The following is a 13725-nucleotide window of genomic DNA, read 5'->3' as shown; positions in this document are numbered from 1 at the left end:
AGGGGATCAAGATGAACCAGCACACCAACCGCCGTGGGCGGACGATTTTGATGGCCACGACGGCCGCCTTCCTGGGCGCGGCCGTGGCCCACGCCCAGACCCAAGCCACGCCGCCCGCCGAGCCGCAGGACGCGGCCACCGTCGAGGAAGTGATTGTCGTCGGCAGTCAGATCGCCGGTTCCAAGGTCACCGCCGCCGTGCCGGTCACCGTGGTCGACGCCGCTCAGATCGCCTCCACCGGCGCGGTCTCGGGCGATGATCTGCTGCGTGCGGTGCCGCAGATGGGCAATGTCACCTTCAACAGCACCAATGGCGCCACCAGCAGCAATTTCGCCCGCGGCGACGTCGGCTCGATCAATCTGCGCGACCTGGGCGTGGGCAACACCTTGGTTCTGCTCAATGGCCGACGGGTGGCGACCTGGCCGGGCACCCAGGCCGACGCCAACCTCGCTCCCGTGCTGACCACCAACTCCAACACCCTTCCGGTCTCGGGCATCCAACGCCTTGAAGTGCTGCGCGACGGGGCCGCGGCCCTCTATGGCGCCGACGCCGTGGCCGGGGTGCTCAACACCGTGCTGCGCGACGACTTGGACGGCGGCTCGGTCAGCGTGCGCTATGGCGGCGCCGAGGGCACGGGTATGCGCGATTTCAACCTCAACGCCACCGTCGGCCATAATTTCAAGGAGCGCCGCGGCAACGTCACCGTGTCGGTCGACTACGCCTACCGCAGCGCCCTGAAGTCGACCGACCTTGACTACACCGCCAGCGGCGACAAGCGCCCGCTGTTCGCCGACACCAGCTTCGCCGGGTCCAACACGCTAGATCGTCGCAGCACGCTCAGCCCCTGGGCCGACCTGACGGTAGTCGGCCAGACCGGCGCGGTCCGCCAAGGCACGACCAATCTGACGACCGCCGCCGGCGTCTTCCACATCCAGCCCACCGCCGACGGCTCCTGCGCCTCGGTCCTAGCCAACGGTATCTGCATCGGCACGGGCACGCGCGCCACCGCCGGGGCCGCGCGCGACACCCGCTCGGACGGTCAGGCGACCTATGGCCTGTCGGTCATGCCCAAGCTGCGCCGGACGAACCTGTTCTCGACCTGGCGCTATGACCTGACCGACAACGTCACCGCCTATGGCGAGCTGGGCTACTACTTCTCCAAGACCCACAGCGTTCAGGACTCGGTCTTCACCATCGGCTCGACCAAGATCACGGTCCCGACCTCCAACTATTGGAATCCGTTCGGCCCGACCACCTTCGCCGACGGTACGGTCAATCCCAATCGCTTGGCTAACCTGAATATTCCCGCCTCCGGCCGCGCGGTGACCCTGACCAACTACCGGTTCGGCGACCTGGGCCCGACCAATGTCGACGTCAAGGGCAAGCAGGTCCGCGTCCTGGGCGGGCTGAAGGGCGACGCCTATGGCTTCCGCTGGGACAGCGCGCTGCTCTACACCGAGGCCGGCGTCACCGACGTCCAGGACGGCGTCAGCTCCACGGCCCTGCAGAAGCAATTGGCCCTGTCGACCCCCGACGCCTACAACCCCTTCAATGGCGGCGGCGTCAGCAACCCGACCGGCGCAGACACCACCCCCAGCAGCAAGGCCGCGCTCGACGCCATCCGCGTCAAGACCTATCTGAAGGGCCGCTCGACCCTGGCCCAGTGGGACTTCAAGGTCTCCAAGGCCGATCTGATCGCTCTGCCGGGCGGCGACCTTGGCCTGGCGGCCGGCGTCGAGCTGCGCCGCGAGACGATCAGCGACAACCGCGACGCCCGCGTCGACGGCTCCATCAAGTTCACCGACGCGGTGACCGGCGAAGTCCAGACGTCCGACCTGTTCGGCGTCAGCCCGACCCCCGACTCCAAAGGGTCGCGCAAGGTCGCCTCGGCCTATGCCGAACTGGCCGTGCCGATCATCTCGCCCGACATGAACGTGCCGCTGGTGCGCAATGTCGAGATGCAGCTGGCTGGCCGCTACGAGCACTACAGCGACTTTGGCGACGTGGCCAAGCCGAAGGTCGCCCTGGCCTGGGACCTGGTCGACGGCGTTCGCGTCCGCGGCTCCTACTCCAAGGGCTTCCGCGCGCCGAACCTGCTGCAGGTCAATTCCGCGATCGTCACCCGCGGCAACACCCGCACCGACTACATCTTCTGCGAAGCCGACCTGCGGTCCGGCAAGATCAGCACCTTCAGCGCCTGCTCGGCCTCGATCGTCGCCACCGCCCAGCGGGCCGGCAATCCCGACCTGAAGGCCGAGACCTCCCAGAGCCAGTCGATCGGCCTGGTGCTGCAGCCCAAGTTCATTCCTTCCGAGCTTGGCCGCTTCACCCTGACCGTCGATGTCTGGGACACCAAGCAGAACGGCATCATCGGCGTGTTCGGCGAGGGCAACGCCCTGATCCTCGACTACCTGATGCGGGTCCAGGGCTCGAGCAATCCCAACGTCATCCGCCTGGCCCCCACTGCCGACGATATCGCCCGGGTGGCCGGCACGGGCCTGGCGGCCGTCGGCCAGGTCACCTACGTCAAGGACCAGTACCAGAACCTCAATCCGCAGGATGTCCGCGGTCTCGACGTCGGCCTCAACTGGCGTCTGCACGGCACCCGCTTCGGCGATTTCGACGCCGACATCAATGTCGCCCACTTCAACAAGTTCTATCGCCAACCGTCGGCCGACATCGCCGCTCTGATCGCCGCGCGTGACGCCGGCAAGATCAATGCGGGCACCTCGATCACCGGCGGCGGCGATCTCCTGCGCCAGAACGGCACCCCCAAGACCAAGGTCTCGGCCTCGCTGACCTGGCGCTACGAGCAAGTGACCGTGGGCGCCTTCACCAAGTACATCTCGTCGATGGACGATACGAGCCTGCTGGCGGCCGACGGCACGCCCTGGCAGGTGGAGTCACAGGTCACCGGCAACCTCTATGGCCAGTGGACGGTCGCCAGCGGCCGGTTCGACGGCGCCAAGCTGCGGCTCGGGGTCAACAACATCACCGACGAGACCCCGCCGCTGTCGTCGGGGACCTACGGCTATCTGGGCGCGGTCTACCAGCCCTACGCCCGCTACTGGTACTTCAGCCTCAGCAAGTCCTTCTAGCCTCGAGGCGGGTCATGACGCCCCGGCGGACCTTCGGGTCCGTCGGGGGCGCTCTTGAAGGACGCTTTCTCCCCAGGGGCGTTCGGAGCGCATGACCGCCACGGCCCGCCGGGCGCTTTCTGCCCAAAGCGTCCGGCGGGGACCGCCTTCTTCTTCCCGCGTTGGCCGCCGGCCGGATTGGCCCGGACAGGTTCAGGAGACTCTCGTGTTGCAACAATCCAGACCCGTCCGGGACGCCCAGGCGCGTCGCCGCGCGCCCTGGCTCGCCGCCTCGGCGGTCCTGCTGCTGACGGCCTGCGCCGCCGCGCCCCGGCCGCAAGCTCCCGCCGCGCCGCCGCGTCCGGCCGCTCCCCCGCCCAAGGGCCTGGTTCCGGCCCGCGATCCCTATCCCAGCACCTACGCCCCCCCGGCCTCGGGTCTGGTGGCGATCGTCAACGCCAATATCTACACCGGCACGGGCCAGAAGATCCTCGGCGGCACAGTGGTGTTCGACGCGGGCAAGATCGTTTCGGTCGGCCCGAGCGCGGCCCCGCCGCCGGGAGCCAAGGTGATCGACGCCAAGGGCCGCTGGGTAACGCCCGGCCTGATCGACGCCCACTCCCACCTTGGCGTCTTTCCCGCGCCGGCCGTGACCGGCCAGATCGACGTCAACGAGAACATCGATCCCAACACCGGCTATGTCTGGGCCGAGCATAGCGTCTGGCCCCAGGGCGCCGGCTTCGAGCGCGCGCGGGCCGGCGGGGTGACCAGCCTGCTGGTCCTGCCCGGCTCGGCCAACCTGTTTGGCGGCCGCACGGTCGCCCTCAAGAACGTCCCGGCCGTCACCGCCCAGGGCATGAAGTTTCCCGGCGCGCCCTATGGCCTGAAGATGGCCTGCGGCGAAAACCCCAAGGGCCGCTACGGCGCGCGCGGCCGCACCCCCGCCACCCGCATGGGCAATGTCGCCGGCTATCGCCGCGGCTGGATCGAGGCGGCCGACTACGGCAAGCGCTGGAGCGCCTACGACAAGAAGGCCGCAAAGGGGGAGGGGGGCGACCCGCCCAAGCGCGACCTGACCCTGGAGACGCTTTCGGGCGCTCTGGACGGCGATCTGCTGGTGCAGAACCACTGCTACCGCGCCGACGAGATGGCCAATCTGATCGATGTCTCCCACGAGTTCGGATACCACATCACCGCCTTCCACCACGCGGTCGAGGCCTACAAGATCGCGCCCCTGCTGGCCCGCGAGCACATCTGCGCGGCCGTCTGGTCGGGCCGCTGGGGCTTCAAGATGGAGGCCTATGATGGCATCGAGGAGAACGCGGCCCTGCTGACCAAGGCCGGGGTGTGCGTCTCCCTGCATTCGGACGATCCCAACATCATCCAGCGCCTCAACCGCGAGGCCGCCGTGGCCCAGGCGGCGGGCCGCCGCGCCGGCATCGACATTCCCGACGCCGAAGCCATTCAGTGGATCACGCTCAACTCGGCCAAGATCATGGGCGTGGCCGACCGCACCGGCTCTCTGGAGCCCGGCAAGATGGCCGACATTGTCCTGTGGAGCGCCGATCCCTTGAGCATCTACGCCGTCGCCGACCAGGTGTTCATCGACGGTGTCCTTCAGTTCGACCGCAAGGCGCCGCGGCGTCCGTCCGACTTCGAGCTAGGCCAGAACCGCGGAGACCTCACCCAATGAAGCCCTTCAGCACCGTCCTGGCCGGGCTTCTGGCCGCCTCGGCGATCGCCGTCCCGGCCCTGGCCGGACCCGCCACCGCCATCGTCCACGCCCGCCTGCTGACCATGGGGCCGGCCGGGGAGATCGCCGACGGCGCGGTCATCATCCGTGACGGCAAGATCGTCGCGGTGGGCGCCAACCTGACCCCGCCTGCCGGCGCGACCGTCATCGACGCCAAGGGCGCGGTGGTGACGCCAGGCCTCTTCGCCGCCAACACCGTGCTGGGCGTGCGCGAGGTCAACTCGGTCAAGGGGACCGATGACGCCAAGAGCGCCTCGTCTGAACTGGGCGCGGCCTTCGAGCCGCAGTATGGCCTCAACCCAGAATCGACCCTGATCCCGGTCGCCCGTCTGGGTGGAGTGACCCGAGCGATCGTCGTGCCCGCCCCCGGCGGGGACGGCGAGGGCGGCGGCGACGAGGCCGGCGGATCGCTGTTCGCGGGCCAGGTCTTCGCCATCCGCCTGGCTGGAGACCTGCTCTTCAAGCCCCGCCTAGCGGTGGCCATGTCTTTCGGCGAGAACGGGGCGGGCGGCTCGCGCGGCGCCGAGATCGGCCTGCTGCGCGCGCGGTTCGACGAGGTGCGCTTCTACAAGCAAAACCGCGCCGCCTATGACCGCGGCGAGACCCGGACCCTGGCCCTGTCGCGCGAGGACCTCGAAGCCCTGATCCCCGTGGTCGAAGGGCGCGCGCCCTTGCTGGTGACGGTTCATCGCGCGTCCGACATCCGCCAGGTCCTGGCCTTCGCGCGCGAGCAGCGTCTTCGCGTGATCCTCAACGGCGCCGAGGAGGGCTGGCGCGTGGCCGCCGACATCGCCGCCGCCAAGGTCCCGGTGATCCTCAACGCCACCGCCGACCTGCCGCGCACCTTCGAGATCGTCGGGGCCAGCCTGGAGAACGCCGCGCGGCTGCGCGCGGCCGGCGTCGAGATCGCCATCGTCAGTCCCGATCCGGCCCACCGCGTGCGCGAACTGCGCTACGAGGCCGGGTCGGCGGTCGCCCAGGGGCTGCCTTACGCCGCCGCTCTGGAGGCCATCACCGTGGCCCCGGCGCGGATCTTCGGCCTGGCCGACCATCTGGGCTCGCTGCAGCCGGGCCGCGTGGCCGACCTGGTCGTCTGGGATGGCGATCCCCTGGAGCCGCGCACCCTGCCCACCGCGATCTATATCGACGGGATCGTTCAGCCCCTGCGCTCGCGCGCCCTCGACCTGCGCGATCGCTACGAGGCCGGCGATGGCGCGCCGCGCTAGAGCCTTCGCCGCCTGGGCGGCCTTGAGCCTGCTCACCGCCTGCGGCGATCCCGGCAGCGCGGTCGATGGCCCACCGCCCAAGGCGGTCGGCGTCGAAGGCGCGCCGGTGGCTCTCGCCGGAGGCGGGGCGGGGCAGGGGCGGACCCTGGCCGCGGTGCGCGGGCGGGGCTACCTCGTCTGCGGCGTGCAGCAGGGCCTCATCGGCTTCGCCTACGCCGACAACGCAGGCCGCTGGCGAGGCTTCGACACCGACTTCTGCCGGGCCACGGCCGCGGCCATCTTTGGCCGCGCCGAAGCCGCGCGCTTCGTGCCGACCTCCTCGACCGAGCGCCTGACGGTGCTGCAGGCCGGGGAGGCGGACGTCCTCTGGCGAAACACCTCGGCCACCTTCTCGCGCGACGCCAAGTTCGATTTCGCCGGGGTCAACTACTATGACGGCCAGGCTTTCATGGTGCGCAAGGCGCTGGGTGTGACGCACGCGGCCCAGCTCAACGGCGCGCGGGTCTGCATCCAGACCGGCTCGACCAGCGAGCTGAACCTCACCGACTATTTCCGCGCCCACAAGCTCACCTACGAGCCGGTGGTCTTCGACACCGAGGACAAGGCCCGCGCCGCCTACGGCCGCGAGCAGTGCGACGTCTACACCGCCGACCTCTCCAACCTGGCCGCCGCCCGCGCCACTCTAGCCAGGCCCGACGACCACCTGATCCTGCCCGAGGTGATCTCCAAGGAGCCCTTGGGGCCGGTCGTGCGCCAGGGCGACGACGGCTGGGGCAATGTCGTGCGCTGGACGCTCAACGCCATGATCCTGGCCGAGGAACTGGGCGTGACCTCGGCCAATGTCGAGGCCATGCGTCAGCACAGCGACAATCCCGAAATCCGCCGTCTGCTCGGCGCCGAGCCCGGCTATGGGGCGATGATCGGCTTGTCGGACGACTTCGCCTATCAACTGATCAAACAGGTCGGCAACTACGGCGAGGTCTTTGATCGCAACCTTGGCGCGGCCACGCCCTTGAAGATCGAACGCGGCCTCAACGGCCTGTGGAACGCCCAGCCGGCCGGTCTGATCTTCGCGCCGCCGATGCGATGAGCCGCCCGCCCGTTTCCCCCATCACCTCCGCGCGCCTGGCGGGCTGGGCCTGGCAGGGCCTGGCCCTGGCCGTTCTCGGCCTGGTTCTGGTCATGGCCGCTCGCACGGGCGCGGCCAACCTGCGGGCCAGCGGCCTAGCCTCGGGCTTTGATTTCCTGCACCGCGCCGCCGGGTTCGACATCGCCGAGACCGCCATCGCCTATTCGCCGCGCGACAGCAATGCGCGGGTGTTCTGGGTCGGCACGGTCAACACCCTCCGCGTGACCGCGCTGGCCGGCGTGTTCGCCACGGCCTTGGGCGTCGGGTTCGGCGTGGCCTCGCGGACCCGCGCGCCGTGGATGCGCGGCTTGGCGCGGGCCTATGTCGAGCTGACCCGCAACATGCCGCTGCCGATCCTGCTGCTGGTGCTCTACAGCCTCCTGGCCATGGCTCCGCCGCCGCGCGAGGCCATCGAGCTTGGCGGCCTGGGCTTTGTCAGCAATCGCGGGCTCTATCTGCCGCGTATCGAGTGGCGCTGGGGTTCTGGGACGGCCTTGGCCGGCGCCGGCCTGGCCCTGGCCGCGCTGGTCGGGATCTGGCGCGCCGCGCCCACGCGCCGCGTCGCCATGGCGCTGAGCATCAGTTGGCTCGGATTTTGCGGACTCGGGCTCGTGCTCTCGGTATCGGGCCTGGATCTCCCGCGCCCGCGGGGCTTTGGTTTCGTCGGCGGTAGTGTCCTTTCCCCCCCGCTGCTGGCCCTGGTCGCGGCGCTGTCGCTCTATAGCGGCGGCTACATCGCGGAGGTCGTCCGCGGCGGGCTGGCGGCGGTGGACGCCGGCCAGGTCGAGGCCGCCCAGGCGCTGGGCCTGTCGTCGATCCAGACCCTGCGGTGGGTGACCTTGCCCCAGGCCTTGCGCGTGGCCGCTCCGCCCCTGGCCAGCCAATATCTGAACCTGGCCAAGAACGCCTCCTTGGCGATCGTCGTCGGCTATCCGGATCTGGTGGCGCTGTTTGGCGGCACCGTCCTCAACCAGACCGGCCAGGCGGTCGAGACGCTGGGCATGATCCTGGGCTTCTATCTCGTGCTCAGCCTGTCGCTGAGCGGGCTGATCAATCTGTGGGCCGCGCGTCAGGCGCGATGGGCGGTGCGATGAGCGTCCGCCGTTTTCCGAGCCTTCCGGGGCGAGCGCGCCAGCCATGGACCGCCTGGGCGGCGGGGCTCGCCATGACCCTGGCGGCGCTTGTTCTCGCCGCGCCGGCGCTGCGGTGGCTCTTCTGGGATGCGACCTGGATCGGGCAAAGCCGGGCCGCCTGTGATCCCGCCGGCGCCTGCTGGGCGATGATCACCGCCCGCGCGCCGCAGATCCTTCTGGGCTTCTATCCGGCCGGCCATGGCTGGCGTGTGGGCCTGGCCGTGGCGATGGTGGCCGTCGGCCTGGCTCCCCTGGCCTGGCGACGCCGGGCGGGGCTGACCATGCTCACCGCGCCCGTCGGCGCGCTGGCTTGCCTGGCCTTGATGGGCGGCGCCGGCGTTCTGCCCGGCGTGCCCAGCGCCTATTGGGGCGGCTTGGCGCTGAACCTGATCGTGGGCGCGGTCAGCGCCATCTTCGCCCTGCCGATCGGCGTCCTCCTGGGTCTGGCCCGGCGCAGCCCCTTGCCAGTCATCCGGATCTTGGCCGGCGCCTATGTCGAGGCGGTGCGGGCCGCGCCCCTAATCGTGGTGCTGTTCGCCGCCGCCGTGCTCGTCCCGCTGCTCATTCCGCCCCAGTGGAGCCTCGACAAGCTGACCCGCGCGATCATCGCCATCACCTTCTTTGAGGCCGCCTACATGGCCGAAGCCGTTCGCGGCGGACTGATGGCCGTGCCCCAGGGGCAGCGCGAGGCCGCCCGCGCTCTTGGCCTGAAGGGCTGGCAGGTCCTGGTCTTTGTCGTGCTGCCTCAGGCGCTTCGCACGGCGACGCCGGCCCTGGTCAACAGTTTCATCGGCCTGCTTAAGGACACCAGCCTGATCTACGTGATCGGCGTGCTCGACATCACCGGCGTCCTGCGAAACGCCGTCAGCGACTACGCCTGGCAGGGGCTGGAGCCGGAGGCCTACATCTTCGTTGGCCTGACCTTCTGGCTGCTCTGCTTCGGCCTCTCGCGTTGGTCGGCGGCCTTGGAAAGGCGGGTCGCGCGCGCCCAAGGAGCCCCCTCATGAGCCAAGCCATGATCGAGATCGCCGACCTGCAGAAATGGTACGGCGACCAGCACGTCCTGCGCGGCGTGGACCTGTCGGTGCGGCCAGGCGAGCGCGTCGTGGTGCTGGGACCGTCCGGCTCGGGAAAGTCGACCCTGATCCGCACGGTCAATGGCCTGGAGCCTCACCAGGGCGGAACGATCCGGGTCGATGGCCATGACCTGGACGCCCGCGGCCAGGACGGGGCGGCCGCGCGCCGCGCGACGGGCATGGTGTTTCAGGCCTTCAACCTCTTTCCGCATCTGAGCATCCTGGACAACTGCACCCTGGCGCCGATCCGCGTGGCCGGCCTGGCGCGCGCTCAGGCCGAGGCTCAGGCGATGGCCCTGCTCGAGCGCGTGCGCATCGCCGATCATGCACGGAAGTTTCCGATCCAGCTGTCGGGCGGCCAGCAGCAGCGCGCGGCGATCGCTCGCGCCCTGGCCATGGCGCCCAGGGTCATGCTGTTCGACGAGCCGACCTCGGCGCTGGATCCGGAAATGGTCGGCGAGGTGCTGGACGTGATGTGCGGCCTGGCCGAGTCCGGCATGACCATGATGGTCGTCACTCACGAGATGCAGTTCGCCCGCGATGTCGCCGACCGGGTGATCTTCATGGACCAGGGACGGATCATCGAGTCCGGCCCGCCCGCCAGCTTCTTCGCCGATCCGCGCGAGGCGCGGACCCGCGCGTTCCTGGGACGGCTTCGCGCCTAGTCTCTGGAGGTGTCGTCCAGCGCGGCGATCAGCTCAGGGCTGGGGCCGCGCTCATGGCCAGGCGACGCACCCGGGCGCCCGCGCCCCAGCTGTCCGTGATCGGATCATCGCGGTCGTGGAGCTGGACCGACAGCGTGTTGAGCGCCCGGGTGATGTGCTTTTCGACCGCGCTGGTGGAGATGCCGTGGCTCGCGGCCACCTGCTTGAGGCTCTGGCCCTCCAGGCGCACGGCCAGGAAGATTTCGCGCGTCCTCTGGGGCAGGAGCGCCAGGGCCGCCCGGGCCGCCCGCACTTCCTCGCGCGCCTGCAGGATGCGGATCGGCGAAAGGTCGTCGCGAGGATGGGTCTCGGGCGACAGCTCGCAATGGTGATGGACGCAGCGGGAGCGGTTGCGCCGATAGAGATCCACCAGGGTCGAGCGGACCACCTGGTAGAAGTAGCGCTTGGGAAAGCGGATGTCCCAGCGGGCGTCGCGGGTATGAAGCTTCAGCATCACGTCCTGCACGACGTCGTCGATCTCGCCTCTGTCGAGCCGTTTGGACAGATAGCTCTTCAATTCCGGCACATAGCGCCAAAAGTAATCGGCGGGGCTCTTGACGAGCAAGGTGTCGAGCGCGGCGCTCGTAGCAATATAGTCGGACGCCAGCTGAGCCCCTAAAGCAGATTGCGACACGTTGTAACGCCCCCAGTCACGCGACCTATCGTCTTACTAATCTCAGAGTTGTCTTCATCTGTTGTTTGGCGCGGAGGCGTGGCCTGCGGTCTTGCTGACGCCTCCGCGAACCTTGTTCGTCACTGAACTGTTTCATAGAGGCGGCTGTGGTGTCATCCCAAACTGGATCGCTTGAAACTCCATCTGGTGGACAAAATTCCAACATTCCCGATCTGCATGGGTTTTTGTTCGGGTCTGGCGGTCCTGGGTGGGAATCTGTCTGGATCTGCTCCGCCGGGCGCTTGGGTTGCGACCGATATCTCAGGTCTCGTTCTTATCGGTGTTGAGGGTGTGGGATAAAACCATCGCACTTCGGTCATTTCTTGGGAAAATTTGGGAAGACATTTGACGCGGCGCTAGGCAGGTTCTGCGGCCTTGATCGAGGGTCTTGGCATGAGCGTTGCCCACCAAGCTGATTTGGCGCCGTCGGCGCCCAGGCCAGGGCGCTCGGGTCGCGGCCGTGGCGGGCGGCGGACCTTACCGGTTTGGCGCGGCCTGGCCGGTCAGGTCTGACGCTTTCAGGCGCGCCGTTCCGCGACGACACCAACAACAAAGGTCTTTTCATGCTTGCGAGTTCGATCGGCGCGGCCGACACGCGACGTTTCGCCAAGGCGCCGAACGCGCCCGCAAGGGGTTGCGACCAGGCGATCGCCGCGCTTTCGGCCATGTCGGGTCTTGTCGGGCGCACGCCGCTGCTGGCGATCGACCTGTTGTGGCGGGGGCGGGCCGCGACCGTCTTCGCCAAGGCCGAGCTTTATAACCTCACCGGCAGCATCAAGGACCGGATGGCCTGCAGCATCATCGGCGCGGCCTATGAGCGTCGCGAACTGGCGCCGGGTCAGGAGATCGTCGAGGCCACCAGCGGTAACGCCGGCATCGCCCTGGCCGCGGTCGGCCAGGCGCTCGGCCACCCGGTGACGATCTTCATGCCCGACTGGATGAGCCTGGAACGGCGGGCCTTACTGAGCAGCCACGGCGCGACCATCCGCCTGGTGTCGAAGGCCGAGGGCGGCTTCGTCGGATCGGTGCGCATGGCCGAGGCCTACGCCGCCGCCAAAGGCGCGTTCCTGTCGCGCCAGTTCTCCAATGACGACAACTGGCGGGCCCACTATCACGGCACGGCCGAGGAGTTGCTGACCCAGATGGCGGCCGAAGGCCTCGAGCCCGACGCTTTCGTCGCCGGCGTGGGAACGGGCGGAACGGTGATGGGCTTCGCCCGGCTGTTTCGCGACCGGCGGCTGGCCGCCAGCGTCCATCCGGTCGAGCCGGCCGAGTCGCCGACCCTTTCCACCGGCCACAAGGTCGGCGCCCACCGCATCCAGGGCGTTTCCGACGAGTTCATTCCCGACATCGTCAAGCTCAACGAACTGGCGCCGGTGATCGCCGTGCATGACGGCGACGCTATCCTGATGGCCCAGAAGGTCGCCCGGCAACTGGGTCTGGGCGTGGGTATTTCCAGTGGCGCCAATCTGATCGCCGCGATCAAGGTGCTGGAGGCGGGACGGCCCGACGCCCGGGTCGCCACCGTCCTTTGCGACAACCATGCCCGCTATCTCTCCACCGCTCTGGCTCAGGAAGAGCCTGTGCGGCCCGGCTATCTCAGCCCGCACGTCGAACTGATCGGCTGGCGGGCGCTGTAGGCGGCTTAGCGGCGTCAGCCTGTCCCCGCCGAATCCGGCCGACCGCGCGGGCTGATCTGTGCTTCGCCATATGCATATGATCAGCCGCCATGGCGGCGTCGCGCCTTAGCTCTCAGCCCGGCAGGCGTCCGACATAGGATGCGCGCGGGCGGAAAAGTTCGTTGTCCTGATACTGCTCCATGGCGTGAGCGATCCAGCCGACCATGCGGCCCACGGTCGAAATGGCGAGCTCTTCACCCTTCAGGCCCAGGATCTTGCCCAGGAACACCGTCGGCACGATGAAGTCGGGAGCCGCGCCCGTCAGATCCTCGACCGTGTCGGCGACAATCCGCAGGCGCGCGAAGAGGGGTTCGGGAACAACGCGCTCGAGCGCGACGATCAGCGCCTGGGCGCGGGGATCCTTGTCGGCGTAAAGGTGGCCGCCGAAACCGGGGATCGGCTCGCCGATCCGGAATCGGGCCAGCACCGCCTCGCGTGGATCGCCATTCATCGCCTCCTCGATAAACCGCGCCACGGTCTCGGCGCGGCCCTGGTGCAGGCGTCGTCCCCGGCCGGCGACCAGACCGGCCATCGCCGCGCCATAGGGGGTGACTCCTGCGTTCGCGGCGGCGCGGACGGCGTAGGTGGTCGGGTCCAGTTCATGATCGGCCGCCAGGACCATGCAGCGGCGAATGATATCCGCATAGGCGGGCAAGACGCCCAGATTGCGCGCCAGGACTTCGTGGATCGGCCCCGTTTCCGAGGGCGCGCCGCCGCAGACGATCGAGGCGAAGCAGCGGACGACGCCGGCGCCCGCGCGGGCATATCCACTGGGCGACAGGTCATGGGCGCGCGGGTTGGCCTGCTCCATCAGGCTGAACAGGGCGATGGCGCGCGCGGTGCGGGGCAGGGACGAGAAAACCCTGGCGGCTTCATCGTAGTCTGGCGGCAGCACCAGCGCCGTTGCGGCGAAGGCGTCGGGTGCGTTCCAGAGCAGGCCAGCGACCTCCTCGATGCCGCCTGTCTCGGCCAGGTCGATAGCCGAGACACCGCGGTAGAACGGGCCCTTGGCGGTCATCAGCGTGACGGCGGTCGACTTGATCAGGCCGGCCGAGGGATCGGCGGGCTTGCCGCGCTTTCGCGCCCGTTCGACGTCGGCGCGCCAGTAGCGGCGGCTCTTCGAGCCCGGCTGTTTTTCCGAGCGGATGCCCTTTCGGCTGACATAAGCATAGAGGGTGGTCAGGCTGACGCCCAAGGTCTCGGCGGCTTCGTCGGCGTCCATGAAGAGCGCGTCATCATTCATATTGATGATTTTCGTACAGATTGACGAGTCAG

The 13725-nt window shown here is 68.8% G+C and carries 10 protein-coding genes; 8 read left to right on the top strand and 2 right to left on the bottom strand.

Annotation, left to right across the window (positions count from 1 at the left end):
- Window positions 1-11: 11 nt before the first annotated feature.
- The 7 genes from AC1RNC_RS25025 (at window position 12) to AC1RNC_RS24995 (ending at window position 10059) form a co-directional block, all read left to right on the top strand.
- Window positions 12-3098, top strand: coding sequence for a TonB-dependent receptor domain-containing protein (locus AC1RNC_RS25025; RefSeq protein WP_492888711.1), 3087 nt, complete (start codon window positions 12-14; stop codon window positions 3096-3098).
- Between the two features lie 208 nt (window positions 3099-3306).
- Window positions 3307-4770 carry an amidohydrolase gene (locus AC1RNC_RS25020; RefSeq protein ID WP_492888710.1) on the top strand — a complete coding sequence of 488 codons (1464 nt, stop codon included), beginning with the start codon at window positions 3307-3309 and terminating at the stop codon, window positions 4768-4770.
- On the top strand, window positions 4767-6056 hold the full coding sequence (locus AC1RNC_RS25015; protein WP_492888709.1) for an amidohydrolase family protein: 1290 nt from the start codon (window positions 4767-4769) through the stop codon (window positions 6054-6056). Before AC1RNC_RS25020 ends, AC1RNC_RS25015 begins: the two co-directional genes overlap by 4 nt.
- The gene (locus AC1RNC_RS25010) at window positions 6040-7146 is read left to right on the top strand and encodes an amino acid ABC transporter substrate-binding protein (protein WP_492888708.1); all 1107 of its coding nucleotides are present in this window, start codon (window positions 6040-6042) and stop codon (window positions 7144-7146) included. Before AC1RNC_RS25015 ends, AC1RNC_RS25010 begins: the two co-directional genes overlap by 17 nt.
- Complete coding sequence (locus tag AC1RNC_RS25005) at window positions 7143-8279, top strand: ABC transporter permease subunit (protein WP_492888707.1); 1137 nt, start codon at window positions 7143-7145, stop codon at window positions 8277-8279. The genes AC1RNC_RS25010 and AC1RNC_RS25005 overlap by 4 nt, the downstream gene beginning before the upstream one ends.
- A gap of 71 nt (window positions 8280-8350) precedes the next feature.
- A complete protein-coding gene (locus AC1RNC_RS25000; protein WP_492888706.1) occupies window positions 8351-9325 on the top strand; it encodes an amino acid ABC transporter permease in 975 nt (324 codons plus the stop codon).
- Complete coding sequence (locus AC1RNC_RS24995; protein ID WP_492888705.1) at window positions 9322-10059, top strand: amino acid ABC transporter ATP-binding protein; 738 nt, start codon at window positions 9322-9324, stop codon at window positions 10057-10059. Before AC1RNC_RS25000 ends, AC1RNC_RS24995 begins: the two co-directional genes overlap by 4 nt.
- Window positions 10060-10087: 28 nt before the next feature.
- Here AC1RNC_RS24995 and AC1RNC_RS24990 read toward each other — a convergent pair whose 3' ends face one another.
- Complete coding sequence (locus tag AC1RNC_RS24990; RefSeq protein WP_492888704.1) at window positions 10088-10732, bottom strand: RNA polymerase sigma factor; 645 nt, start codon at window positions 10730-10732, stop codon at window positions 10088-10090.
- A gap of 602 nt (window positions 10733-11334) precedes the next feature.
- Between AC1RNC_RS24990 and AC1RNC_RS24985 the strand changes: the two genes are divergently transcribed.
- Window positions 11335-12411 carry a PLP-dependent cysteine synthase family protein gene (locus AC1RNC_RS24985; RefSeq protein ID WP_492888703.1) on the top strand — a complete coding sequence of 359 codons (1077 nt, stop codon included), beginning with the start codon at window positions 11335-11337 and terminating at the stop codon, window positions 12409-12411.
- A gap of 112 nt (window positions 12412-12523) precedes the next feature.
- Here the strand turns inward: AC1RNC_RS24985 and AC1RNC_RS24980 are convergent, their stop codons facing one another.
- Window positions 12524-13693: a citrate synthase family protein gene (locus tag AC1RNC_RS24980; protein WP_492888702.1), complete on the bottom strand. Its 1170-nt coding sequence runs from the start codon at window positions 13691-13693 to the stop codon at window positions 12524-12526.
- Window positions 13694-13725: the final 32 nt, after the last annotated feature.

The organism is Caulobacter sp. GW822-FHT01G02 (assembly GCF_058802865.1).
The sequence above is the reverse complement of the archived record's forward strand: the minus strand, read 5'-3'. Positions and strand labels throughout refer to the sequence as shown.